23 protein-coding genes and 1 pseudogene are annotated in these 25,466 nt (G+C 43.3%); 22 read left to right on the top strand and 2 right to left on the bottom strand.

What is annotated here, in order from left to right:
- Positions 1-15: 15 nt before the first annotated feature.
- The 13 genes from menC (at position 16) to trxA (ending at position 13,728) form a co-directional block, all read left to right on the top strand.
- Complete coding sequence (gene menC, locus O9139_RS27265; protein WP_270884906.1) at positions 16-1,128, top strand: o-succinylbenzoate synthase; 1,113 nt, start codon at positions 16-18, stop codon at positions 1,126-1,128.
- 11 nt (positions 1,129-1,139) lie between these two features.
- A complete protein-coding gene (locus O9139_RS27260) occupies positions 1,140-1,964 on the top strand; it encodes a GNAT family N-acetyltransferase (RefSeq protein WP_270884905.1) in 825 nt (274 codons plus the stop codon).
- Positions 1,961-3,379, top strand: coding sequence for a serine hydrolase (locus O9139_RS27255; RefSeq protein ID WP_270884904.1), 1,419 nt, complete (start codon positions 1,961-1,963; stop codon positions 3,377-3,379). Before O9139_RS27260 ends, O9139_RS27255 begins: the two co-directional genes overlap by 4 nt.
- Before the next feature lie 28 nt (positions 3,380-3,407).
- Positions 3,408-4,826 (top strand): serine hydrolase domain-containing protein, encoded by a 1,419-nt coding sequence (locus tag O9139_RS27250; RefSeq protein ID WP_270884903.1) that lies wholly within the window; start codon positions 3,408-3,410, stop codon positions 4,824-4,826.
- Positions 4,827-4,852: 26 nt separating this feature from the next.
- Complete coding sequence (locus tag O9139_RS27245; RefSeq protein WP_270884902.1) at positions 4,853-5,995, top strand: M20 peptidase aminoacylase family protein; 1,143 nt, start codon at positions 4,853-4,855, stop codon at positions 5,993-5,995.
- A 172-nt stretch (positions 5,996-6,167) separates the two neighbouring features.
- The gene (locus O9139_RS27240) at positions 6,168-7,331 is read left to right on the top strand and encodes a Glu/Leu/Phe/Val family dehydrogenase (protein ID WP_270884901.1); all 1,164 of its coding nucleotides are present in this window, start codon (positions 6,168-6,170) and stop codon (positions 7,329-7,331) included.
- Positions 7,321-8,385, top strand: coding sequence for a pyruvate dehydrogenase (acetyl-transferring) E1 component subunit alpha (pdhA, locus tag O9139_RS27235; protein WP_270884900.1), 1,065 nt, complete (start codon positions 7,321-7,323; stop codon positions 8,383-8,385). Before O9139_RS27240 ends, pdhA begins: the two co-directional genes overlap by 11 nt.
- A gap of 13 nt (positions 8,386-8,398) precedes the next feature.
- Positions 8,399-9,379: an alpha-ketoacid dehydrogenase subunit beta gene (locus tag O9139_RS27230; RefSeq protein ID WP_270884899.1), complete on the top strand. Its 981-nt coding sequence runs from the start codon at positions 8,399-8,401 to the stop codon at positions 9,377-9,379.
- A 33-nt stretch (positions 9,380-9,412) separates the two neighbouring features.
- Complete coding sequence (locus tag O9139_RS27225) at positions 9,413-10,645, top strand: dihydrolipoamide acetyltransferase family protein (RefSeq protein ID WP_270884898.1); 1,233 nt, start codon at positions 9,413-9,415, stop codon at positions 10,643-10,645.
- 1 nt (position 10,646) lies between these two features.
- A complete protein-coding gene (gene lpdA, locus O9139_RS27220; protein ID WP_270884897.1) occupies positions 10,647-12,050 on the top strand; it encodes a dihydrolipoyl dehydrogenase in 1,404 nt (467 codons plus the stop codon).
- A 25-nt stretch (positions 12,051-12,075) separates the two neighbouring features.
- Positions 12,076-12,612, top strand: coding sequence for a hypothetical protein (locus tag O9139_RS27215; RefSeq protein ID WP_270884896.1), 537 nt, complete (start codon positions 12,076-12,078; stop codon positions 12,610-12,612).
- 196 nt (positions 12,613-12,808) lie between these two features.
- Positions 12,809-13,246 carry an RrF2 family transcriptional regulator gene (locus O9139_RS27210; RefSeq protein ID WP_270884895.1) on the top strand — a complete coding sequence of 146 codons (438 nt, stop codon included), beginning with the start codon at positions 12,809-12,811 and terminating at the stop codon, positions 13,244-13,246.
- Between the two features lie 149 nt (positions 13,247-13,395).
- The gene (gene trxA, locus O9139_RS27205) at positions 13,396-13,728 is read left to right on the top strand and encodes a thioredoxin (protein ID WP_270884894.1); all 333 of its coding nucleotides are present in this window, start codon (positions 13,396-13,398) and stop codon (positions 13,726-13,728) included.
- A gap of 391 nt (positions 13,729-14,119) precedes the next feature.
- On the opposite strand, the gene O9139_RS27200 is transcribed toward trxA, so the two are convergent.
- On the bottom strand, positions 14,120-14,719 hold the full coding sequence (locus tag O9139_RS27200) for a DedA family protein (RefSeq protein ID WP_270884893.1): 600 nt from the start codon (positions 14,717-14,719) through the stop codon (positions 14,120-14,122).
- Positions 14,720-15,161: 442 nt separating this feature from the next.
- Here O9139_RS27200 and O9139_RS27195 point away from each other — a divergent pair, with 442 nt between their 5' ends.
- The 4 genes from O9139_RS27195 (at position 15,162) to O9139_RS27180 (ending at position 18,406) form a co-directional block, all read left to right on the top strand.
- Complete coding sequence (locus O9139_RS27195) at positions 15,162-15,356, top strand: hypothetical protein (RefSeq protein WP_270884892.1); 195 nt, start codon at positions 15,162-15,164, stop codon at positions 15,354-15,356.
- 248 nt (positions 15,357-15,604) lie between these two features.
- A complete protein-coding gene (locus O9139_RS27190; protein WP_270884891.1) occupies positions 15,605-16,960 on the top strand; it encodes an S-layer homology domain-containing protein in 1,356 nt (451 codons plus the stop codon).
- Positions 16,961-17,347: 387 nt separating this feature from the next.
- Positions 17,348-17,689, top strand: coding sequence for a thioredoxin family protein (locus O9139_RS27185; protein WP_270884890.1), 342 nt, complete (start codon positions 17,348-17,350; stop codon positions 17,687-17,689).
- Between the two features lie 72 nt (positions 17,690-17,761).
- Positions 17,762-18,406 (top strand): HAD family hydrolase, encoded by a 645-nt coding sequence (locus O9139_RS27180; protein WP_270884889.1) that lies wholly within the window; start codon positions 17,762-17,764, stop codon positions 18,404-18,406.
- Positions 18,407-18,632: 226 nt separating this feature from the next.
- Here the strand turns inward: O9139_RS27180 and O9139_RS27175 are convergent, their stop codons facing one another.
- A complete protein-coding gene (locus tag O9139_RS27175; RefSeq protein WP_333742962.1) occupies positions 18,633-19,145 on the bottom strand; it encodes a C40 family peptidase in 513 nt (170 codons plus the stop codon).
- 1,408 nt (positions 19,146-20,553) lie between these two features.
- Between O9139_RS27175 and O9139_RS27170 the strand changes: the two genes are divergently transcribed.
- The 5 genes and pseudogenes from O9139_RS27170 to O9139_RS27150 all read left to right on the top strand — a co-directional run.
- Entirely contained in the window at positions 20,554-21,690 is a 1,137-nt protein-coding gene (locus tag O9139_RS27170; RefSeq protein WP_270884888.1) for a serine hydrolase domain-containing protein, read from the top strand.
- Between the two features lie 465 nt (positions 21,691-22,155).
- On the top strand, positions 22,156-22,611 hold the full coding sequence (locus O9139_RS27165; RefSeq protein WP_270884887.1) for a hypothetical protein: 456 nt from the start codon (positions 22,156-22,158) through the stop codon (positions 22,609-22,611).
- A 152-nt stretch (positions 22,612-22,763) separates the two neighbouring features.
- Entirely contained in the window at positions 22,764-23,456 is a 693-nt protein-coding gene (locus O9139_RS27160; protein ID WP_270884886.1) for a response regulator transcription factor, read from the top strand.
- The gene (locus tag O9139_RS27155; protein ID WP_270884885.1) at positions 23,446-24,549 is read left to right on the top strand and encodes a sensor histidine kinase; all 1,104 of its coding nucleotides are present in this window, start codon (positions 23,446-23,448) and stop codon (positions 24,547-24,549) included. Before O9139_RS27160 ends, O9139_RS27155 begins: the two co-directional genes overlap by 11 nt.
- 203 nt (positions 24,550-24,752) lie before the next feature.
- Positions 24,753-25,033: pseudogene (locus tag O9139_RS27150) on the top strand (sigma-70 family RNA polymerase sigma factor); the annotation flags it as partial.
- Positions 25,034-25,466: the final 433 nt, after the last annotated feature.

Here is a 25,466-nt window from a genome sequence, read left to right as displayed (position 1 = left end):
AAGCGAGGGAACCGCTTGAAAATCGAACGGGTAGAACTGAGACTATTACAAATGCCTCTATTGGATGCTTTTACGACGAGTTTTGGACAGGTGAAATTACGAAAGTTAGTACTCGTTAGTGTGTATAGCGAAGGTGTTGTCGGACATGCGGAAAGCGTCGCGATGGAATATCCGCTGTATAACGAGGAAACCATTGAAACGGTGTGGTATATACTTGCGGAACTCCTGATCCCTCGCTTGTTAACAGCGGAAATTACTGCGCCAGAAGACGTATCTCGTCTGTTTGCGCCGATTCGGCGGAACAACATGGCTAAGGCAGCGCTCGAGGGGGCAGTATGGGATGCATATGCCAAACAAAAGGGCATTTCGCTCGCTGCTGCGATTGGGGGGAAGAAGCAGACGATTGATGTAGGCGTCAGTATCGGAATCGAACCGACGGTCGATGCAGTATTAAAGAAGGTCGAACGTTTCGTCGATGAAGGTTACAAAAAAATCAAAGTGAAAATTAAACCTGGTTTTGATATCAAGCCGATAGAAGCAATCCGCAAGCAATTCGGCACCGAGCTTCCCTTAATGGCGGACGCTAATTCCGCTTATTCTATGACTGATCTTGCTATCATGAAAGAGCTGGACCATTATCAGCTCATGATGATCGAACAGCCGCTGGCTCATGATGATATTATCGATCACGCCAAACTGCAAAAGGAACTCAGCACACCGATTTGCTTGGATGAAAGCATTCATACCGTTGATGATGCTAGAAAAGCGATCGAATTAAATAGCTGCAAAATCATAAACATCAAGATCGGGCGTGTGGGTGGTCTTAGCGAATCCAAGAAAATACATGATCTCTGTGAGCAGCATCATATCCCGGTATGGTGTGGCGGTATGCTGGAAACAGGGGTGGGGCGCGCGCATAACATCGCTATCACTTCGCTGCCTAACTTTACGATTCCCGGGGATACTTCAGCATCGAACCGCTACTGGGCAGAAGATATCGTAACACCGGAAGTCGCCTTACTGAAACCAGGCATCCTGGCCGTGCCGGATAATCCTGGTATTGGATATGAGGTTAATCCTAGTGTAATGAGAAAGTATTTGCTTCGTGAAGCGAGATTTATGGAGTAGGAGTGAGGAATTTGAGACGAATACCTGTTTCCTATAGAAGCGTAACTGATGTCAAGGAAATCGAAGAAATCATTGAGCTACAACATATGATATGGGGCGCAGGTGTTGTTCCACTAGGACAACTGATCGCTGCTGCTCATAACGGCGGTGTTGTGATAGGCGCGTTTCTACATGAGAAACTGATTGGGTTTTGTTACGGATTTCCCGGGTACCGCTCTGGGGAAAATTACTTATACTCGCATATGCTTGGTATCCATCCTGATTACCGCGATCTGGGTATGGGGCATCAATTAAAATTCGAACAGCGGACCATGGCACTTGCCCTTGGATACGATAAAATGCTATGGACCTACGATCCGCTCGAAAGCCGTAATGCGTATCTGAATCTATGCAAGCTGGGTGCATATGTAAAGACATATGTGGAGTCGTATTACGGCGAAATGAATGATCAGATCAATCGTGGCCTTCCTTCCGATAGGTGCATCGTGGAATGGAAGCTGAACTCCAATCGCGCCATTGCAGCCACCCAAGGTGCAGCTCTTGAGGAAGAGCGATGGAAAGCTTACGATCGATTGATCGATTGGCAGGTATGTGGGGTCAACCCATCTCCAATATCGCTTAAGAGCGCTGGTGAAAAATCCGGTTATTTGATCCCGGTTCCTACATCGATTCAGAACATAAAGCAGCTTGACATGGCGCTCGCGAGTGAATGGCGTTTTGCAATACGAAAGCAATTTAGAGATGTGTTTTTGAAGGGCTTCGCTGCTGTCGGTTTGATCCGGAGTGATGAACCCGTTCAATACTATGTGATTGAGAAGGCGGCGATGCTGTCGTGACCAACGAAGATCAGCGCTGGGTAGATTCTTTTGAAGTGCATGCACAACGTTTAATTGAAGAAAATAAAGTTCCAGCAGTGGCCATCGGTTTGGCCAAAGAAGGTCAGCTTATTTATCAGCAGGCATTTGGTTTTCGTAATCTCGAAGAGCAAACGGGCGTTACAATGGACACAATCTTCGGCATTGGCTCTATTACCAAATCGTTTACTTGTATGGCGATTATGCAGCTGCAAGAAGCGGGTAAATTGTATGTCCACGATCAGGTGATCACCTATTTACCGGAACTTCGGTTGAAAAATAGTTTCGTAGAACAAATAAAGATTCATCATTTAATGACCCATACCTCAGGATTGCCGCCGCTGCCAACACTTTTTCATGCGATGAGGCCAAGTATGATGAATGATCCAGCGGGCCAGGAGGTGCTCAAGGGATTCATTGCTGAAGAACCTTTTACCATAGAGAATTATAAGGACTTGATAGCGTATTTGTCTGGATTGGATTTTGAATTGTTGGGGCCGCCGGGGACGGAGTTTAGCTACTCTAATGAGGGCTATGCCTTGTTAGGCGCAATCATTGAACGAGTCAGTGGAAAGACGTACGAGGAATGTATCCAAGATCAAATTTTGACGCCTGCAGGCATGTCGAACAGTGTATTTGTTCTTGATGAATTGGATGGTCCTACTGACATAGCAACACTGTATGCGACAGGACTGGTGTTTGGAGACACGGAGATCGTTGCTTCACCCATCTGGTGGGATGCTCCTGCCATGCGGGCGGCAGGATTTCTAAAGTCCACCATTAGGAATATGCTGACCTACTTGGACATTTTTCGCACAGGAGGGTTGGCCCAGGAGGGACGGATTGTTTCTTCGCAAAGTATTGAGGATATGATGAAACCGTTCGTTCAAATTGATCCGAATCGCTATTACGGTTATGGTCTTGGCATCCATGAGAATTACTTAGGAATGCGTTTAATTGAGCATACCGGAGGGCTGAAAGGAATCGCTTCGCAAATGTTTATCGTTCCTGACTGTGATATAACAGGGATCATTTTAACCAATTTGGAAGGGGTTCCGGTTGGGGAGATTATGGCAGGATTGTTTAATTGCAGAAATTCAAGGCCAGCGGATGCACAGGTGTACACTTGTAATAGCTTCTCTATAGCATCACATCTTCTATCTGACTACGTGGGTATTTATGAGTCCCGAGAGGGTGTGAAGATTGCAATTGAACTCCAAAACGGACAACTGGTCCTTCAGTTTCTCAGCGCATATTTTGACTTGCGAGCAGTGGGAGAAGATCGGTTTGCATTTACGGTAAAAGGAACGGATCGGCATATACGTTTTATCCGTCATGAAGGTGGCGCGGTAAGCCGGGTTTCTTTTGGAGCCCGTCAATTGCACAAGAACGGGTAATGACTTGCAAACCTAGGGGGATGCGAAGATGAGTCCAGATGCAGGGAAACAATTGTATATCGAGCATGCGAGAAAAGTGGCAGAAGAGAGCTTAGTTCCTGGCGCAGCTGTGGGACTGACAAAAGAAGGTCTGTTAACATTTACGCATGGATTTGGCTTTCGCGATTTGGAAAAACAATTCATGATGACACCAGATACGGTTTGCGGTATCGGTTCCATTACTAAATCGTTAACTTGTGCTGCCATCATGCAGTTGCAGGAAGCGGGGAAGCTCTCTGTCCATGACCCTGTAATCAAGTATATCCCTGAGTTCCGGTTGAAGGATGGAAAACATGTAGGAAAAATGACCATTCATCATTTCATGACTCATTCTGCGGGATTACCGCCGCTTCCGTCTTTGATCCCAGCCATGAAGAACAGCTTGAATCAAGATCCTCATGCGGCCGAGACGGTGTACGGGCAGCTAAAACAATCGGTTGATCATGAGATTCATTCCTATCAACAGCTCATTGACTATATCGCTAATCTCGATTTTGAATTGTTAGGAGCACCAGGGGAACAGTTTAGCTATTCGAATGATTGCTTTGCCCTATTAGGACTCATCATAGAGCGGATTGCAGGTGTGGTCTACGAAGACTACGTCACTCAACATCTGCTGATACCGGCCGGAATGAACAACAGTTTTTTTTCGTTGGATAAATTAACCAAGCAGAATAATGTTGCGATGCTATTTGGAATGAGAGTAAAGGATGGCAACAAAGAGGTTTACCCGTCCCCTATATGGTGGGATGCGCCGTCCATGAGAGCCGCCGGTTTTATGAAATCAACGGTGAAGGATATGTTGAAATATGCAGATATTTACCGGACAGGTGGACTTGTCGGCAAGCAACGCATCCTTAGTGAAGTAAGTGTCAAGATGATGCTGACTCCGTACATTCCATGCGAGTATGGTCAGTACTATGGTTACGGTCTCATGATTACGCCTAATTATCATGGCACTACCTTGGTGGAACATGGGGGCAGCATTAAAGGGGCTCAAGCACACTTAAGTATCATTCCCGAGAGAGGACTGACGGGCGTTGCTTTGACGAATATGCAAGGAGCGCCTGCTGCAGCATTGTTATCAAGTGCTTTCAATATATTTGAGGGACGAAACGTGCATGCCTCACATATGAACCTGCCAAATATGCAATTGGATGCTGATCAATTGAGTGAATACGCTGGGAAGTATGGGTCATCTGAAGGCACGGAAATTCAAATTCAGCTGATGGAAAACAAGCTGATGTTATTTATGGAGAGCCAGTGCTGCCCAATTCAAGTGGTTGAAAAAGACTTGTTTTCTTTCTCGATGAGAGGCATGAATTTGACGTTGCATTTCATCCGTAATGATAGAAATTTAATTAGCAGAGTTACTTTTGGTTATAGGCAAATTACCAAGTTACTTTAATGTGTTGGACGGAAGGAAGGATAAAGTTGATTGATGCAATTCAGGCATGGACGAACGGTAACATAGAAACTATTGAGTCGACCTTCCATCATTTGCATGAGTTGGCTGAAGTTAGCTGGCAGGAGACGAACACGACCGCCTTCCTATGTGCAGAGCTGGATCGGATTAAGCTACCTTATCAGACCTTTAACGATCAGACGGGTGTCGTTGCTGTTTGGGATGGAGGCGTGGATGGGCCAACGATCGGTTTAAGGGCCGATATCGACGCCTTGTACCAGAACGTGGGTGGGGAATGGAAAGCGAACCATTCCTGTGGCCATGATGCGCATATGACGATGGTTTTGTTAGCTGTACAAGGATTGCTTGCGTGCGGCTTTCGTCCCAAAGGGCGGTTAAAGGTCATTTTTCAACCGGCGGAAGAAACGGGACGCGGAGCGAAATCGCTGATCGACAAAGGAATCGTCCAGGATGTGGATTGCCTGCTGGGCATCCATCTGCGTCCTGTGCAAGAAATCCCGTTCGGTCAGGCATCACCGGCTATCTACCATGGCTCTACCACCCAGATTATGGGCAAAGTACATGGGGTTCAAGCACACGCCGCCCGACCCAATCAGGGGATTAATGTTGTGGATGCGCTTGCCGCCATCGTTTCAGCCGTAAATGCGGTTAAGGTTGACCCAACGGTATCCGCATCAGCCAAAGTCACAAAAATTTGTGCAGGCGATAGTGTCAACATTATTCCTGATCTTGGGGAATTCGCCATTGATGTGAGAGCGCAAACGAATGAAGTGATGGATCTATTGGTCAGCAAGATCACCAATGCTGTACTTCATGCGGGGAGTGCTAACGGCTCTAAAGTCATTTTGAAGCCTATGACCCGTTTGTATGCTGCCGTACCAAATGCATTCATGGAAGAAGTTGCAATGCGAGCGATATCGAGCGTCCTCGGCTCCGATGGGGTTAGTTCGCCTCCAATCACCCCGGGAGGAGAAGATTTTCACTTCTATACGATGGAAAGGCCGCAGATCGCCTCCACCATGATCGGGTTAGGGTGCGGCTTACAGCCGGGGCTGCATCATCCGCAGATGACATTTAATCTGGAAGCACTGCGCCATGGCATTGCCATTCTTGCGCAAACTGTCGTTTTGTTATTTGAAGGAACCAATTGAATGGATTGATTCGATGGCGGATAAGCCATTAGCTAATTTTATTGAATAAACGTACATCAGGAGTTCATCCTTCTATTTTGGTGTTGGCAGGAAAAGCAAACATCTCGATATTTGGGAGAACTCCTATTGTCGCTTTCACATATTTATTCAAGACATGAAGGAGGTTGAGGACATGTTGCTGCACCATCCTCTTCTAAAAACTGAATGGGTGGATCCCCTTACTGGCGTGAAAGGTTATTTCGTTATCGATCGATTGCTTAGTGGCTATTGCGGTGGTGGTATACGCATGCGTAAAGGATTGGATGCACAGGAAGTAGAGAGATTGGCTAGAACCATGACCTTGAAGCTATCCATGGTTGATATGCCCTCCGGCGGAGCTAAAGGAGGCATTGATTATGATCCAGCAGCACCCGAAGCGCTAGACATCCTGAAGCGATTTCTTGAAGCACATCGGCCGTTTCTCCAAGATTGCTGGGCAACCGGCGAAGATTTGGGAACAAAGGAGGCGGATATCCATCGAATTCTTACTGAAATCGGCATTCAAAGCCCCGTGCAAGCATGGATTGAGAAGCATCCAAATGCAGAACTGGTTCCAACTAGATTGAAGAATTTGCTATCGCTGGATGTTGAAGGGATGACGCTAGTCGATGTGTCGACAGGTTATGGAGTTGCGGTTTCTGCGAAGCATGCGGCCGAAGTCATTTTAGGAAAGGCCATACAAACAACAACTGCAGCTATACAAGGTTTTGGCAGTGTGGGTGCGAGTGCTGCGTTGTATTTGCAAAAGCTGGGCTGCACGATTGTGGCTATTTCGGATGTGCTAGGAACGATTTACAAAGAAGATGGGATAGAGATCAAAGAGCTCTTACCTTTGCGCAGCAAGCTAGGCGTCATCGACCGTACCTTGTTGGACGACAAGTATACACGAGTTGATCGCGAGCAATGGATCGATTTCAACGTCGATATGCTTATACCTGCGGCTATCGCGGATGCGATCCATGCTGGCAATGTGAACCGTGTGCAGTCGAAATTGGTCATAGAAGGGGCTAATCTGCCTACAACGGCGGAAGCTGAAAAGGCGCTTTATGATCGTGGTATCTGCGTAATCCCCGATTTCGTAGCGAACTCAGGCGGAGCTGGACTGTTCGGCGCTGCTCTGGACCTCCAAGTTGAAGAATCGATAGAAGGGATCTACGGGTACTTGGAAAAAGTGATTGGAAATGCTACGAAAAGGATCTTAAAGACAGCTTCTGAACATGGCGTTTCTGCAAGAACTGCCGCATTAATGGAGTTGCAGCGCGAAACCGGTATCAGGAGGGATTCTGATGTTGACTGAAACGATTGGAGCGAACTATCCATTGCTAAGAGTTCTTGATGAGCACGGCATCATTTGTGGAAAGCTGCCAGATTTATCATCTGAGCAATGGATTAGCTTGTACGCATGGATGGTGAAGGCGAGGGCATTCGACCAAAAAATGATTAACCTGCAGCGGCAGGGGAGAGTGGGGACATATGCTCCATTCAGCGGCCAAGAAGCAGCACAAATCGGGAGTTTTGCTGCGCTGGATCAACGCGATTGGATCACAACAAGTTATCGGGAGCTTGCAGGTCTGATGTATCACGGACTTCCTATTGAACAAGCGATGTTGGTCAGCATGGGGCATCCGAATGCAGGTAAAATGCCTGGCCACTTGAACATATTCCCTATCCAGATTATCATTACCGCTCAATTGCTTCATGCTGTCGGGACGGCATGGGCGAGCAAAATGAAAGGAGAGGGGAGTATCTCTGCGACCTATTTCGGTGATGGTGCTACATCCGAAGGAGATTTTCATGAAGCGTTGAATCTAGCCTCAGTTCAACAAATCCCTGTTATTTTTTTCTGTCAAAATAATCAGTGGGCGATAAGCCTGCCAGCCTCCAAGCAGATGGCGACACCGACGATTGCGCAAAAAGCGATAGCCTATGGGATCGAAGGAGTGCGCGTAGATGGCAATGATGTGCTTGCCGTATATCAAGTGATGAAAAAGGCTGTTCAACGTGCACGCCGAGGGGAGGGGCCAACGCTGATTGAAGCAGTCACCTATCGCTTAGGGTCACATTCGACTGCGGATGATCCTACCCGTTATCGGGATCATGCAGAATGGAAGGAATGGAAGGAAAATCGCGATCCATTGAATCGTTATCGAATATTTCTTCAGCATCAAGGCTTATGGAATGAAGAAGTGGAGCGGGCCATTCAGGATCAAGCAAAACAGGAGATAGAGGCCGGCGTTGTTAAAGCAGAAAGCCTTCCGAAAGCGATTCCAACAACCGTATTTGATCATGTATATGAAACAATGCCTAAGCGATTCGTTCAGCAAAAGGAAGAGATGCAGCGCTATATGTAGCGGAGGTGATCAAATGCCATCTATGACAATGATACAAGCCATAAATCAAGGACTTCGTACCGCCATGCAGCAAGATGCCTGCGTCGTCGTGCTGGGTGAAGACGTTGGAAGAAACGGTGGTGTCTTTAGAGCAACGGATGGTTTGCAAGCGGAATTTGGCGAGAACCGGGTTTTTGATACGCCACTGGCGGAGTCAGGGATTGTGGGTGCTTCGGTCGGACTCGCCGTTAACGGAATGAAGCCGGTAGCAGAAATTCAATTTCTTGGATTTATTTATGAAACCATGGACCAGATCGCTTCGCAGGCAGCGAGGTTGCGCTTCCGATCGCAAGGTCGTTATCATGTGCCCATGGTAATTCGTGCACCTTTCGGAGGCGGTGTACGGACACCTGAATTGCACTCGGATAGTCTTGAAGCGTTATTTCTGCACACGCCAGGCTTGAAAGTAGTCATGCCTAGCACGCCTTACGACGCTAAAGGGTTGCTGCTTGCAGCCATTAAAGATCCGGATCCTGTTTTGTTCCTCGAACCGATGAATCTGTATCGGGCAAGGCGTGAGGAAGTGCCGGAGGTGTATTACGAAGTTCCTATCGGCCAAGCCAATATTGTTCAAAAGGGTGATGACATCACCCTTATTGCCTGGGGTCCGACTGTTCCAATGGCACTTGAAGCAGCTCAACAAATGCAAGAACACCACAAGGTTTCATGTGAAGTCATCGATTTGCGGACCATCGCACCAATGGACACGGAAACAGTCCTGACGTCTGTTCAAAAAACAGGCCGGGCTGTCATCATCCACGAAGCGGTCAAACACGGAGGGACAGGAGCAGAGGTGATATCACAAATTCAGGAACATGCATTTCTCACCCTGCAAGCCCCCATTCTAAGGGTAACTGGATATGATACGCCATACCCCGTACCGTCAATAGAAGATTTTTGGCTTCCAAGCGTACCCAGAATTATTGATGCCGTCCACAAAACGGTCAGCTACTAAGTAATTCAATAATGCAGAAGGTGGGACTGCTCCATGTATGTTGAATGGAAACTCCCTGATGTTGGCGAGGGGATTCACGAAGCGGAAATCGTTCGGATTTTAGTCAAAACAGATGATGTCGTTCAAGCTGACCAGGTTATTCTTGAAATGCAAACCGACAAAGCTGTCGTCGAGATCCCATCTCCCGTTCACGGAAAGGTGGTAAAGATTAACGTCTTTGAGGGCGAGTTAGTTAGGGTAGGCACTGTCGTATTCGCTTTCGAAACGATAAATGAAAACCAAACGGATCATCAACTCCAATCGGTGGGAAGTGACAAAAAGCTTTCGCCGATCCTAACTACACCATATATAAGGAAACTGGCAAGGGAGCTCGCGATTGACCTGCAATCGGTAACAGGAACAGGTAAGGGCGGTCGTATCTTAGAGGAGGATTTGAGGGCATATAAAGAAAAAATTGTTCCTCAAGTAGCGTTTGTTTTGCAAGCGGTTGATGAAAAACTGAATGTCCAGCCAAAGACAGGAATGAACTCGGGAAGAGATACGCCAACTTCTCTAGTGCTTCTAGAAGAGAGGGTTCCACTACGAGGCTTGAGAAAGACAATCGCTGAACGAATGGTGCAATCTATATTCACGGCTCCTCAAGTCACAGGTATGGATGACGTGGATGTTAGCGAATTGGTGAAGATCCGCAAAGGGGCTGCGACATTGGCGGCGGAGCAAGGCATTAAGCTAACTTATTTGCCTTTTATTATCAAAGCGGTTGTTTCAGGACTAAAAAAATATCCATACCTGAATGCTGTCATAGATGCGGATACGAATGAAATTATTTTAAAGCGTTATTTTAACATCGGGATAGCTGTAGATACACCAGAAGGATTGTTGGTCCCAGTGATCAAACATGCGGATACCAAGAGCATAATGGAATTGGCAGCAGAAATTTCCGAGCTTACGGAGAAAGCTCTCAACCGGACCCTGCTTGTAGATGATCTCCAAGGCAGTACATTTACAATCAGTAACATAGGCTCTTTTGGAGGGAAATTAGCCACACCGATTCTCAATTATCCGGAAGTAGCGATAATGGCGACCGGCCGAATTACTCGTAAACCCGTCGTACAGGGGGAGGACTCGATTGTCATTAGAGACATCATGACGGTATCGTTAACGTTTGATCATAGAGTTATTGATGGAGGTATGTCTGCGAGGTTCAACCAACATGTTTTTAGCTATCTGGAGAATCCAATCCTACAGCTTTTGGAGTTGAGATGAGATGGTCGTAGGCGAATTTACAGTAGGAGCTGATCTCCTGATTATAGGCGGCGGTCCCGGCGGTTATGCGGCAGCGATCCGGGCATCACTGTTAGGGATGTCTGTTACGCTGGTGGAAAAAAGCAGAGTAGGCGGCGTTTGCCTTCATGAAGGCTGTATCCCTTCCAAGGCAATCATTTCCCAAGCAGATCTGTATCATAGAATGAAACAAGCTAGCAGTCAAGGTATGCTTCTCATGAATGCTACCGTTGAAATGGAGCGATTACAAGTCTGGAAGCAGACCGCTATCGATCAACTCGCACAAGGTGTAACCGGAAAGATCAGAGGAAGCGGGATACATGTGGTCCAGGGAGAAGCCGCTTTCGTATCGGAGAACGAGGTGCGTGTCATTGCTGAACACGGAAGTGAACGGTACCGTTTCCAACAATGTATTGTGGCTACAGGATCTATACCTGTCGAACTTCCTGCTTTCCCTATTGACGGAAATCATATTTTAAGCTCAACTGATGCTTTGAACCTTAAGCGTATTCCAAAGAGATTAGTGGTCATCGGCGGCGGTTATATCGGACTTGAATTAGGGACAGCGTATCGAAAGCTTGGCAGCGAGGTCATCGTGTTGGAAAGTACGAATCAATTATTATCTGGAACCGATGAAGGATTGGTACGTGTCTTGACTAAAAATCTAAAAAAGCTCGGGATTGATGTTTATTTACATACATATGCATCTCAATTTCATCGTGAAAACGGAGAAGTACTTATCGAGGCTGTCGTTCAAGGGGAACGTCTAACGTTTGTAGCTGATCAAGTTCTAGTCACTGTAGGAAGAATACCGAACATTGCTGATATGAATTTGCAACAAGCAGGCATCGCAATTGATAAGCATGGCTTTATTCTTACGAATAATCAGCTGCGCACAACGAATCCCAAGGTATACGCGGCAGGAGATGCTGTGGGTCATCCGATGCTAGCACATAAAGCAACTTATGAAGGTAAAGTGGCTGCTGAAGTGATTGCTGGACTGGCTTCGACGAAGGATGCCTCAGTCATCCCTTCGGTCATCTTTACGGACCCGGAGATAGCTAGCGTCGGTTTGACGGAAAAACAAGCTCTTGAAAAGGGATTCAAGGTATCTGTTGGCCGAGCATTGTTTTTCGCTAATGGACGTACACATTTCATGGAATCCAATGATGGATATGTTCAAGTCATCGCTGACCATTTGACGAAACAGATTTTAGGTGTTCACATCGCAGGACCGGAAGCTGCAACTGTAATCGCAGAAGCTGCTTTGGCCATCGAGATGTGTTCCACGGTATATGATTTGACTCTCACTATTCACGCACATCCTACATGGTCGGAAACGCTAGCTGAAGCTGCTGAATTCGCTCAAATCATGTCATCATCTTGAAACTTTGTAAGGTTGGAGGCAAATCGTGAAAATCAAAATTTACTCCATACGAGAAAGAGGAATTGGCTGGTATGCTCAAAGAAAAAATAGGAAAATACAGGCTATTCGTTATCCTCATCAAGAAGCGCTCGTTAAAAGAGCAAGTCCCCTATTTTACTGGGCATGGGGCTTATCTACGATAAATATAGAACTCCTTTACCGTCATTTTGATGTTGTCTTTCCCCGAAGGCAGCATGAAGGAACTACAGTAAATATGTTGATGAGAGACCAGTTACCACTAACCTCAGTTGCCGGTACTACTATATGGAACATTAAATTAGAACAAGGTAGTACTTATTGTCAAGTTGTTCCTGGTGGGGTAAGTTGTATTGCTTTAGTCCTTCAAGGTTATGGCTGCTTATATAATCCAACGAATGGCCAACCGTTTCAGCTTATGCATGGCGATTTTGCCATTATTGAAGCTGAACAGCCAACAGAATTGATTTTTGAAGCAGAAAAAGATGGAATGCAGACCTTATTCTTTGAATTATCTGAAGAAAATAATCGAAGTTCATTGCATTAAATGAATGGAGGGCCGCGTAATAGCACGGCTTTTTAAATCCAGCTAATCTCGAAATTCAATCAACTAGACTGATATACAGTTGACTAGTTAACCGAATGATTATATATTTGTTAAGATGTATAAAAAATCTAGGAGAGCTAAAAGTAACTAAGGCAAGTAAATTGGAATTACAGTAATAAAACATAAGGTGATTACAATGAGCACAACGAACCTAAGAGTAAATATTGGACCTCCTCGGCTTAAGGTTGCTGTCCATGTTCTTATAAGGTTGGCCAAAAGCGAATGCTTAATGACAAGTTCTAGCATTGCAAGTTTAATCAAGGCTCACTCTGTTGTAGTTCGTCGAGTGATGCAAGCGTTGACTAGTGCAGGTATCGTCGAATCAAAACTGGGCCGAGACGGAGGATACTTCTTGAGGAAGCCTGCGGACGAAATAACTTTAGGTGAAGTTTATTCTGCAATAAATAATTTCTTCGTAGAACAAGAGGTTGAACTAGCTCTCGGCAAAATGGATGAGAATCTGTTTAGTGAACTTGAAAAAATTTTGTGTGAAGTTGAAAAGGAAACGATAAATATCTTGCGTCAGTATACAATTACTCAAGTAATGAACCGTACCGAATTAATATTGGCTTGATTTTTTATAGTCTTGTTACTGTGATTAATTAACGGAAATAATCTGGTTTCAAACATAATGAAAATACTTATTGCTACACTTATCGATATCAGCCCTTAAGTCTGAATTCGAGATAAAATATTAGCAAAAAGATAAAGGAGAAAAGCCAAATGGACACTTTGACATTAACTAAAGAAACGTTTCGCAGTCAAGTTGAACATGGTGTTACACTCGTTGACTTTTATGCAACTTGGTGCGGGCCATGTCAGAGTCAGCTGCCTATCGTTGAAGAATTGGCTGGAGAAATGAAACATTCGGCTTCCGTTGCGAAAATAAATATTGATGAGGAATCAGAGATCGCTTCAACCTATGGGGTAAAAAGCATTCCAACATTGATGATTTTTAAAGATGGTTATGTTGTAGAAACTATGGTTGGCTTGCAAAGCAAAAGCTTTCTTCGTGAAAAACTAGATCAGTATTTGTCCATTGGTGATACTTGTTAAAGCCGTGTGAACAGGACATCAGTGGAAGCTCATATGTATTTAAAAGAAGCCTATAAATGCACTTTCAAAGGATAGAAACGAGCACAAAGACAGTGTTATTCAAAGGGAAATAATACAAAAAGACTGTAGTCACCCGGAGAAGGAAGGGGGATTGCAGTCTTTTTAATATTTACTTGCAAATAACATCAAATTAAATCTTTTAGCGTTCTGAAACTTGCTGCAGAACCTGAGAATTGTTTCAAATTGGGGCTATATACATAGCTATCACCTATCATAATTGTAACAAGGGAGAATCAATTTATGGAGCGGGAAAAGAACGGAGGCTGAGCAGAATCCTCTGTGACGGAGGCCTGTGTGGTGATGGAGCTCCTTTTGAACTGAACTTAAACAATTATACCTTTGCTTTCGTACGCTTAAATTTTAAAAAAGCAAATGCCGCTAAAAACAAGAGTACTATTGCTGCAAAACCAAAGTACCCGTATCGGTGCATGTATTTTTCGACTATATACCACCGTTTACCCAATTCATGCCCCAGGCTAATGAACGTAATACTCCATAAAAATGCACCGCTATAGGCGAATATTATAAATTTTCGAAAGTTCATGTGCGAGATTCCCGCCATATAAGCAGTGAGATGCCGAATCCCAGGAATAAAATAACCAACAATCAGTACAACGTTTCCATATTTTTTGAAAAGATTTTGCGTGTATTCAATTCGTTCATGCGAGATATGTATTTTGGGTCCGAATTTCTTAAGAAATGGCAGCCCTAATTTCAGACCGATAACGTAACTTATTGTAATTCCTGTAGTTGTACCTAAAAGAGCACTGACTAATACAAGAAGATATATCATCTTCCCTTGGAGTACTTTGTATCCTACATAGGTCAAAAGTACTTCGTCCGGTACAGGTAACCCCACAATTCCAAGCGCTAATGCTGAAAAAATGCCAATATAGCCATAGCGTGCTATAAGCCAGCCAAGATGAACCATTCCTATCCCTCATTTTTCATATAAGAATTTGTATAAAATTAGCATTTCCAATATTTTTGATTTTCATTTTGTAATTATTATCTTGTTGACGCTGTCGGCATGCACTTATACACTCTCCCGAACTACCTGACAGCATGTAGGAAAAGAGGAGTCAAACGTCCTATTTGGCAAGACCGGCTGCAGATGAAGGGTTACGCGTTTGTATTCTGGATCCCAGGCCTGCATTTGGCCAGCAAGTGCTCCAAAGAGAAAATGCTGTTCCTCGACGCGATAACGGACGCTCATCGAAAGTCCTAGTCCAAGGCCGGGTAAAGGAATCGTTTGACTGTTTAAGAACAGACAAATAAGAAAAATCCCCGATTTTCAGCACTATATGGAGAAGCCGATTAAGGGTATTACAGAAACGCGAGCAGTTCGAGTTGATCAAGTAAGTGAGGATCCTGTGAAAGAAGGCTACGGCTGGGTTGACGGAGCCAAGCTGAAGGAATCTTCGAATTGGAAATTCCACCAAGGTGATATTCCGGGCTTTCACGCCTTTAATGCCTCCAATATCAAAGAAAACATGCAAGTCATCTTGCTAACAAACAAAGATATCGACCCTAAAGATTTCGGAAGGGGTCCCGGATATATTCGCTAACGAACTATTGGTTCCAGGGAAATCCCAAAGTGATAAATGACTTTATCTGGGGTATTAATCACGGTAATATCTGGAGATAACCGCATTGGTCAACCTTCTTAACCTTAACTAACCTTTTTGAGCAGGCCGTATTAAGTATTGATTCATAATGTTTAGTTTATTGAATAACTGGTTAACTAGTTGTGCAACATTTTCTCGATCTACATCGTTATATAGTTGTTAAATAAAATATTTCAGGAGGCAATAAGATGAAACATTTGAAACTTATTAAAGCAGCAGTTCTGAGTACCTTTATTTTAGCTAGTGCTCCACATGCTTTCGCCGCAAGCACAGACGGTTTTATAAACGGCGAGAAATATCAAACCAATGAACAAGGTCAGCAAGTAAATACTGCAGGGGGAATCATTGGCGATAGAAAGGAAGTTAATAATTCTGGACAATACGTAAATACGTCAGGCGGAATCATTGGCGATAGAAAGGAAGTCAACGATTCCGGACAATATGTAAATACTGCGGGCGGAAAGAAGATTGACTTGGACGATATTGCAGGTCACTGGGCGGAGAAATACATTAAAGAGCTTATTGCTAAAGGTATCCTGGAGGGTGATGAGAACCATCATTTCAAACCGGAAAATCACGTGACACGTGAGGAATTTTCAGTAATGGTTGCAAGAATGTTTAATTTGAAAAATACATCAACGACGCAAGACTTTAAAGATGTCCCTCCTACTCGTTGGTCATTTAACTTTGTGGAAGCAACAAAAGCCTACTTTGACTCTTATGTCGATATTAATGGCGGATTAGACTTCCTTCCAGCTCAAGGAGCAAAAAGAGAAGACGTAACTGTAACTTTGGTTAAAATTTTAAAGAAAGAGACGCCGTCGCTTCAATTACTTGATGCAGTCTCTGCTGACCAACTTTTGCATACACAGTTTACTGATGCTGACAGCATTTCTGCAGCGCTTCGGCCTTATGTCGCAACTGCGGTACAAAACAAAATCATCCAAGGCGATGGTCAAGGACACTTCAATCCTCAAAACACATTGTCTCGTGCAGAAGCAGCGACCTTGTTAGATCGTTTGCAAAATGCCGGAGTCGTTGTTGATCCAGGAACAGTTTCTGGTGATCCTGATCATGCAGCTATGCTCATGCAAATAAAGCAATTGGCGAACCAAGGTAAAGTGCCAGGGAGCGAATTTGTTGTAGGAACTACACTGATTGATGAAGTGCATCAAAAATGGGGAATAGCGGACACAAGGAACCAAGAAGGGGAATATTCCGAAAGCTACTCTAGAGGTATGGGAAGTGGTAGTTTTACTTTTGTAGTTGGCACAGGTGAAGTTCTTTCAGAAATCAGAGCGTTCGGGTCTACAGTAGATCCGTTACGAGATATTACAAAATTGACTGTTTCAGAAATCAAACAAACTTGGGGTAACCCTGATCAGACTAAGCAAAATGACAATAAAGAAACACTTGTCTACAACATGGGTGACTTCCAATTAAAAATCATTGTTGCGACTCCTGATCAAGTAAATACAGATCCGTATGTTGATTATATCAGTATTTACTCGCCAAAATCTGATGTACCTATGGGTGCTCGTTGAATAACTACCTGAATTTATAAATGCCTTGTTACATCCTAATTTTGATTTAAGATGCAGGCATGCTCCTTCTGTGACGATGTTATGGATGAGGCATGCTTGTTTTTATGTAGAAGGAGCCAGTTCCTTTGGAACTGTATGAGATTTAATTTAGATTAGGTACGATGCCATAGTAAACTCGAAGCTTTGCAATACATATGCAGCGATCCCTTACCAGTCTTAAGAGATCGAAGTTTCTTTCTAGGTGCGTTCTTTGTTGTAGTAACTCGATATCACTGAATTGTTTTGGAAAATGGAGGAAAAGATAAAATAAACACAGCAATTAAGTAAAAGTCGTAAAATACAAATTAAGAGAAGAAGAGATGATGCGAGGCGTCTGGAGGTGACAGTATGAAAGAAATGTATGAATTGATCTCGATGGATGAGATAGAAACATTTCTTGATAAGAATGAGCTAAGTTTCTTATATATATCCAGACCGGAATGTTCGGTGTGCCATGCGCTACTACCGAAATTGCAAAATTTACTACTGAAATATCCTAATATTCAATTGGGGCACATTAATGCTGACCAGATCGAAGAAGTAGCAGCTAACTTTTTAGTATTTTCAGTCCCAACCATGCTCTTTATGAATCATCACAGGGAGTATTTACGAACAGACCGTTTTGTTCGATTGGATGAGTTGAACGACAAAATTGGAGAACTATATGATCACACTTCTTTTGGAGATTAGCCTTTATTTTGATTAATGCTATACTGAAAGCAGAACTATTACTTGACTATGTATAAGATGAGGAATGATTTGATGCTGAAAGCCGTTTTATTCGATATGGATGGAGTTATTATCGACAGTGAGCCGCTTCATTTCCGTTCTGATCAGCTTCTTATGAAGACGTTTGGGATTGAAATGAGCGTCGCAGATCTCGAGGTCTATGTAGGAATGAGAGACCCGGATATGCTAACCCAAATAATCTTAAAATATGGCTTGAAGACCTCGCTTCCAGAGCTGCTTAGTATGCAGTTGAACCATAAGATCTCCCTGTTGAGGGAGAAGGATGCTTTTGCTATTGACGGTATCGTAGATTTGATTCAATCTATATCGGATCATCATATTCAGATTGGACTCGCTTCTTCGTCGTCCCGAGCCTTTATTGAAGCAGTACTGGATAAACTCGGAATTGCTTCTAATTTTGATTGTATCATTAGCGGTTATGAAGTGGAGAAGGGCAAACCTGATCCGGATATTTTTTTGAAAGCAGCTAGCTTGCTTGGAGTTTCCCCAGAGCATTGCCTAGTGATTGAGGATTCGGGCCATGGCGTGAAGGCCGCTAAAGCTGCTGGAATGAAGTGCATAGGTTTTCAGAATCCGAATTCCGGAAATCAGGATCTTTCAAACGCGGACATGATTGTACGATCGATCAGGGACATTCATGTGAAAGATTGGATGTAACGGAAACCGGAATAAAACCTTATTTTGCACTCCAAGAATTGCTCTCTCATAGCTATTTAAGATAAATACAAACGTGTCCGGCGACACAAACATGAGTGCTTTCAGATCCCTGTAAAATCGGGGATTTTACAATAAACCGTGAAGAAATCACTTTTATTCTGGCTGTACTAAAAAGAACTATTCATCTGCAAGAGATGAACAGTTCTTTTTTCATTAAGCCTGCCAATTACAGGACGCGTCGGGCTGTGATATAGTGCGAGTTCCAATACGAGTTCAGTTTCGTAATTTTTACGCCACCGGCTCCGTACGTATTCAGCATCTGGTTGTTGCCGATGTAAACACCAACATGTCCTACACCTGGTCGGCCCGGTACGGAGAAGAAGAGAAGATCGCCCTTCTGCCAGTTGCTCTTCGATACGTGACGGCCTACTTTGGACTGCTGCGCTGCGGTACGCGGCAAGCTGACGCCGTATTTGCCATAGATGTATTTCGTTAATGTCGAGCAATCGAAATTGCGGGTCTGACCGACTTTGGCACCAAATTTATAAGGTGTACCTAAATATTTTTTGCCGAATGCAATAATGGCATTGGCTTTAGATGAAGTCGAAGTTGCGGAAGCGGATATCGTATCAGCCTTAGTAAGCTGAGGGCTACTGATAACACCACCTGAGATGGCGATGGTTGTCCCTAGTGCCAAGATAGCCAAGCGCTTACTCCATACTTGATGTAATTTCATCATAGTTGTTCCCCTCCTTAAGGTTGTGTACGGCTTATCCGTATCTGGAACCTAGTGTAGCACAGCTGAGATCTCCTAATAATTGCTAGGGGTGACGGAAACCGTTAGCTGGACGGGGAAGCGGCTTGTTTATTAGAAAACGATGAGAATATACTAAAGAAATTATTCTTGACAAATGAGGAACCGGGGATAATACCGACCATGTTACAACAAATCAATTATCGTATTGAATGACGGGCGTATGAAAGTCTTTTTAATGCAGATACTTAGCGGGAAGGTCAGGTCTGCACTTGGTTTATCTATGAAGCATCTTGTTGACGTAAAAGCGATATTGCAAGGCGAAGATTTCTCATTTTCCAAAGGATATATATTCTTTTCGTCCGAAAAATCGAATCTGGTGTAGATGAGATCAAGTTCTTGCTAGTTATGCCATCAAGTTCTTGTCAGGACCGAATCCAAGCAGGATGATTAATTTTAACGCAAATAAGCTCTTATTTATCATACCCAATATGTCTTCCCTTATTTCGTTGACTAGTGAAAATAATGTGACTTTTAAAAAGTTACTACATTTAGAGGAGTCGCGAATGGTGATATCGAGTGCGTAAAATCCCTTTATTCAAGGGGTATTAATGCAAATTATGAGTGTATAAATAGTGGTCGTTCTTTACTAAATATAGCTGTAGAAAATGAGCAATAAGAGGTAATAAAGTTCTTGCTTCAGAACGGAGCGGATATAAATTCTAAGAGTTTTGAGTGGCTGGACGCCATTGCATGTAGCGGTGTATACCGCGACAAGTACATTATCTCATTAAAGGCCGCATAAATTGCGGTTTTTTATATTAATGTGTCAAGTTCTTATTAAAGCCGAATGACAAGAACTTGACCTCGTTCCCCGACGGATGGCAGGGAATATCTAAGCTTATTTTATTTATGCTCTCAGATTAACTAGATTTACACTAACTAGACTTAGGTCTAGTTGTTCGGTTAACTAAATAATTGTATATTTACAGAGGACAACTTAGTCACCTCAAACATTGATACTAGCAATCCACCAATAGCAAAGGGGGGAGGAAGACAGATATCTTTGGTCATTTGGATCTTATCGAGATGTCAGCAAATACACATCGCTTCTAGAGTAACTGAACTTGCAGACCATCTTAAAGGTACTTCAATAGAGAAGAGCAATCAGCAGCTTTATTTGGAAAATCTCGTCGCAACAGGAACGATGGGTCAGATGATTTGGGTAAAAGACCAACTGGCTAAACATTTATATTAATACAACTTCTCCAAAATTTATTGGAATCATATCGATATATACTTTCAAGTGGAGATATCACAATTGGAGAAAAAGGTTTACCTGTATCCAAATAACCAACTCGCAAACAAACATATACTTTGGAGGTAATAAACCATGAAAAAAATTATCGCTACTCTAACGATTTCTGCTTTAGCTTTGGGTGCTATTGGTGTGACTCAAACGATAAACGTGTCTGCGAAAGCACCGACGCCATCGGTTGTCGCAGACAGCCATGATAAACAAATAAGCAAGCAAATCGATGAGTTGTTGCAAAGCAAAAAATTTAACGGCACCGTTCTCGTAGCGAAAGACGGAAAGGTCTTCATGTCGAAAGGTTTTGGTGAGTCTAATTTTACTACACATACAAAAAACGACTCCGAAACGATATTTCGCATCGGATCTGTCTCTAAATCAGTTACGGCTGTTGCCGTGATGCAGCTTGTTGAGCAGGGCAAATTAAACCTTGATGATCCGATCAACAAATTTTTTCCTGACTTCCCATCCGGGGATAAAATCACTGTACATCAACTGTTGTCTCATACATCCGGAATTGGCGATGAAGCGTTTTTAGAGGAATTGGGCAAAGAGCCAGCCGCGTATTATTCCTCAGCAAAAATGCTGGAAGTAGGTAAACGGGCAGCAGAAAAGCTTAATTCTGATCCGGGAACAAAGTATAGTTATTCCAATATTGGTTATCACTTGCTAGGACTAATCATTGAACAAGTGTCTCACACAACTTGGGATAATTATGTGAATGAACACATCATCAAACCGGCGAATATGACGAGATCCGGCGTAGACATTAATGAGCCTATTGTTCGCAATCATGCGGTTGGGGGAGATCCAGAAGGGAAACCTACACCATTCATGGACATGTCTTATGCAGAAGCTGCTGGAGGCTTGTATTCCACAGTAGGCGATTTGCTTAAATTTGACCAGGCACTAACATCCGAAAAGCTGCTCAGCAAGAAATCCTTTGAAAAGATGACGACTCCCGTGCAAGAAAGCTACGGCTACGGCTGGGTTGATGGAAGCAAGTTGAAGCAGTCTTCAGACTGGAAATGGCACAACGGTGAAATTTCAGGCTATCTCGGCTTCAATGCTATCAATACCAAAGAAAATATGGAAGTGATCGTGCTCACCAACAAAGAAATAGACACCAAAGAGTTCGCTCTTGAAATTGCAGGCGGCGTCATTGATATTTTGGACAAAATGCCTTCGGATCCAGGAAAAGCGAAGAACAATGATTAATTTAACATCCACGGGATCGTTACCGCGGTAAAGTTGAATACCGTTTACTAGAGAAAAACCGAATTCCCTTTAATGGGATTTTGGTTTTTTGATTACGTTTTCCGTTAAAGTAACTGGCAGGATACTTCGGCAATCTATCCAATTAGAACAATAGATAAAGAAAGTGATTTTACCACAAATATATTATGAGAGAATGAAGGTATTAAAGCATCAAGTTCTTGTCATCCGACAATTATTGTTTTTGTCCAATGGCACAAAAGTGTCTACATAACCATTAAAAAAAAGCTTGAGAAATCAAGCTTTTATTTTTTTATGTAGTGTAATTTGTGTCAGAGTAAAATGCACAAATAGTTCCGATCCAAGCTTCTTTATGTTTCTTAAGGTTTACTTTAAAAGCTCTTAAAAACAAACCCTTATATTAAAGATGTCGACAACGACAACAAATATGAATAAGGAGTGTTACAAATGAAAAAAGTAATCCTGACTGCATCTCTTGCAACGCTAATCCTGACAACGGCAGCTACTGCCTTTGCCGCAACAAATCCTTCAGAATCGGCTGCACCCGCACAAGTACCAGCCAAAGCAACTCTACAAGCATCTGCTCAAGTACAGTTCAATGATGCCAACATCATCGGATCCATATACAATCAAGATGCCAGCGGCCTCTACACAAAAACGCCTTTGACGCTGGGCGAATTCAAAACAACACGTTTTGCGCAAACGCTCAAAGCGTACTCCGAATCAGTTGCTTTCGGCAACATGACGCAACAACAATTTGATGAAGCCTGCGCTCGGTTGAAAGCTGAATTCGCTAATTGGAACGGACTGACGAGCACAATTTCCTATGTCGATATGGATGGAAAGACATACAAGGTGCCGCCGTTTAAGCAATGGAATCCGGGAGATCCTGCTGTCGGCTAACTCATTGAATTACAAAGAACGCGTGGGAAACCATTTGCGTTCTTTTTTTGTTGTCTATGTACAATTCTTAAGAACTTTTTAAGAAAAAATTTAAATATTATTTATTCCGAATTGATAATCTTACAGTATCGAATGGGACCATGGAGGACAAGATGACGAAAACAATATTAGTCGTGGACGATGACAAGGAAATCACTCATTTGATTTCTATTTATTTGAAAAATGAAGGCTTTCAAATCCGGCAAGTACATGATGGAGAGGAAGCGTTAACGGCGCTGAAAGAGGATGAGATCAGCTTGATCGTTCTCGATATCATGATGCCGGGAATGGACGGTATGGAAGTGTGTCGCAAGGTGAGGGAGACATCGGTGATACCAATTCTTATGTTAAGCGCCAAAACACAAGACATGGATAAGATCCTAGGCTTGATGTCCGGTGCGGACGATTATCTGATAAAACCTTTTAATCCAATGGAGTTAGCGGCCAGAGTGAAGTCTCTTCTTCGCCGTTCGCTTCAATATAACCCGGAACTGAAAGCAGTATCGGGACATGTACTGAACATACACGGCATCGAGATCAATAAGATGAGCCACCAGGTATTCTCCAATGGCCATGACATTCCACTCACAAGCCGTGAATTTGAAATTCTTTATCTCTTAGCTCAGCATCCGGGGAGGGTGTTCGGGGCAGAGGAAATTTTTCAGCTAGTGTGGAAAGAAAAATACTACTTATCGAATAATACAGTCATGGTCCATATCAGCAACCTGAGAGACAAATTGGAAAAAGAGTTGGGTTACAAGCTGATCCAAACGGTCTGGGGAGTAGGTTATAAAATTGAAAAATAACCTTGAAAAGCGGATCATCTTAAAAATGTTGATACAGTTTACGATCAGTTGTGCGATTATGCTGATCATCCTGTTTTGGATCTATTTTTCTTTCAAAGTTCTGCTGCAGTCCGGCAATAGTCTGGCGTGGACAATTTTCAATATTCTTGATGATAAAATCGGCATTCATACCTGCTATACGATTTTAGGGCTGATTATTTCTCTTGGCTTTTTCCTCTTGTTGAACTATAAAAAGATTCGATATTTTGTGCAGATCAACCAAATCGTCTGGGAGATTGCAGATGGCAACTTTACGCAGCGGATTCCTGTCCAATCGAAAGAAGGTCAATTAGGTGAACTTGCCAGCGGGATCAATCGGATCGTAGACAAGTTAAAACATGCCCAGGAATTGGAACTTCAAGCGGAACAATCGAAAAGCGAATTGTTTACGAATGTCTCCCATGATTTGCGGACTCCACTTACTTCAATTATTGGTTATTTGCGATTAATCGGCCAGGATCGTTACAAAGATGAGGTTGAACTCCGATATTATACCGATATTGCTTATGAGAAATCACGCAGATTAGAACGAATGGTCAATGATTTGTTTGAATATACGCAAATGAGTTACGGCAAAAACATTTTGAATCGTACGGTCATCGATATGCATGCACTCATCGGCCAGTTAGTGGCGGATTTTACGTTTCAGTTGAGTGAAGCGGGTATGGAAATCCGACTGTCGAATCAGACAGGCAAAGCTGTCATCCTCGCTGATGGGGAGAAAATGATGCGTGCTTTGGAAAACCTCATTTCCAATGCGATGAAGTATAGTAAATCTGGCAAATACATCGATGTATCCGTTACACAAAGAGCTGATCAAGTTATTGTACAGCTCAAAAATTATGGGCCAAAAATTCCAGCTTCGGATTTACCGCACATTTTTGAACGATTTTACCGCGCAGAAAAATCGCGTTCAGAGCAAACGGGCGGATCCGGACTTGGCCTGGCCATCGTAAAAAGCATCATCGAAGCGCATGAGGGCTCGATCACAGTGTCTAGCTGCGTACAAGAGACTGTATTTGAAATTAGATTGCCTCTCAATCGCTTTAACTAGTTTGTTTAGACGATCTGAAGAGAGGAAGTAAAAACAACAAAGGACATAGACGTAAATGAAGTAAAACCAAAAGTATCCGCATTACAGGGTTGCTTATACTAATGCCAAGCACACATTTAATATTGATGTAATTAAAAAGGCAAATTCAGCAGAGAAAAATAACTTCCGGTGATTACACTAACGGGACACGTTAGCTGAACAAGGAGATCACCTTGATCGATAACTCGGGACGGAAGCCGATGATGTCGTGGAGAAGGTGCAGCTCAAGATTGAGAAGAGCAAAATCTATAAGAATTTAAAAGATATATTGGATGACCGGGAGAAAGAGGTCGTCGTCGGGCGATTTGGGTTGGAGCTAGGCGGCGAGGAACGGACGCAGCGGGAGATTGCGAAGGAGCTGGGCATTTCGCGTTCGTATGTGTCAAGGATAGAGAAGCGGGCGTTAATGAAGCTGTATCATGAGTTTTATAAGGCGAAGCGGTGATTTAAAAATTATAGAGCTATGACTACAAGCCATCGTCTGCTCCCTTGACTCAGGAGCAGACGATGGCTTGTATATTATTACTCAGGTATATATTATCCACTGGGTAACACAACTTTTATGAATACACATCGTGAAGAGAAGGGGATTGCAATTGGTAACGATAATCGATCAGAAAATGAGAGGAGTCATACTATCGCACGAATGTGGAGTTAGTTGGATACCCATTGAAATCATTCGATACAACGAAAGGAATTGATTATTCAACAGCTAGAGAAATTCAATCATACAGACGAGCAAAAAATCTAGCTGTCTTAAAGCAGCGGCAGTTTAGGACTTTGATATTCTCATCCTTGGCTGCCGCTGTAGTAATTATTGTAGTCTGACTCTTACGGAATCAATATTTTTGATAAATAGGATGCTGCGTCCTGGCGAG

Origin of the sequence: Paenibacillus aestuarii, assembly GCF_027789125.1 — a bacterium.
Lineage (GTDB): Bacteria > Bacillota > Bacilli > Paenibacillales > NBRC-103111 > Paenibacillus_E > Paenibacillus_E aestuarii.
Note: the sequence above shows the minus strand (reverse complement) of the source record. Positions and strands in the feature narration are given on the sequence as shown.

Excerpts from the sequence above, each read along its gene's own strand:
- O9139_RS27250 (WP_270884903.1), top strand. The coding sequence starts at position 3,408 with ATGAGTCCAGATGCAGGGAAACAATTGTATATCGAGCATGCGAGAAAA.
- O9139_RS27240 (WP_270884901.1), top strand. The coding sequence starts at position 6,168 with ATGTTGCTGCACCATCCTCTTCTAAAAACTGAATGGGTGGATCCCCTT.
- pdhA (WP_270884900.1), top strand. The coding sequence starts at position 7,321 with ATGTTGACTGAAACGATTGGAGCGAACTATCCATTGCTAAGAGTTCTT.
- O9139_RS27230 (WP_270884899.1), top strand. The coding sequence starts at position 8,399 with ATGCCATCTATGACAATGATACAAGCCATAAATCAAGGACTTCGTACC.
- O9139_RS27225 (WP_270884898.1), top strand. The coding sequence starts at position 9,413 with ATGTATGTTGAATGGAAACTCCCTGATGTTGGCGAGGGGATTCACGAA.
- lpdA (WP_270884897.1), top strand. The coding sequence starts at position 10,647 with ATGGTCGTAGGCGAATTTACAGTAGGAGCTGATCTCCTGATTATAGGC.
- O9139_RS27210 (WP_270884895.1), top strand. The coding sequence starts at position 12,809 with ATGAGCACAACGAACCTAAGAGTAAATATTGGACCTCCTCGGCTTAAG.
- trxA (WP_270884894.1), top strand. The coding sequence starts at position 13,396 with ATGGACACTTTGACATTAACTAAAGAAACGTTTCGCAGTCAAGTTGAA.
- O9139_RS27200 (WP_270884893.1), bottom strand. The coding sequence starts at position 14,719 with ATGGTTCATCTTGGCTGGCTTATAGCACGCTATGGCTATATTGGCATT.
- O9139_RS27190 (WP_270884891.1), top strand. The coding sequence starts at position 15,605 with ATGAAACATTTGAAACTTATTAAAGCAGCAGTTCTGAGTACCTTTATT.
- O9139_RS27185 (WP_270884890.1), top strand. The coding sequence starts at position 17,348 with ATGAAAGAAATGTATGAATTGATCTCGATGGATGAGATAGAAACATTT.
- O9139_RS27180 (WP_270884889.1), top strand. The coding sequence starts at position 17,762 with ATGCTGAAAGCCGTTTTATTCGATATGGATGGAGTTATTATCGACAGT.
- O9139_RS27175 (WP_333742962.1), bottom strand. The coding sequence starts at position 19,145 with ATGATGAAATTACATCAAGTATGGAGTAAGCGCTTGGCTATCTTGGCA.
- O9139_RS27170 (WP_270884888.1), top strand. The coding sequence starts at position 20,554 with ATGAAAAAAATTATCGCTACTCTAACGATTTCTGCTTTAGCTTTGGGT.
- O9139_RS27165 (WP_270884887.1), top strand. The coding sequence starts at position 22,156 with ATGAAAAAAGTAATCCTGACTGCATCTCTTGCAACGCTAATCCTGACA.
- O9139_RS27160 (WP_270884886.1), top strand. The coding sequence starts at position 22,764 with ATGACGAAAACAATATTAGTCGTGGACGATGACAAGGAAATCACTCAT.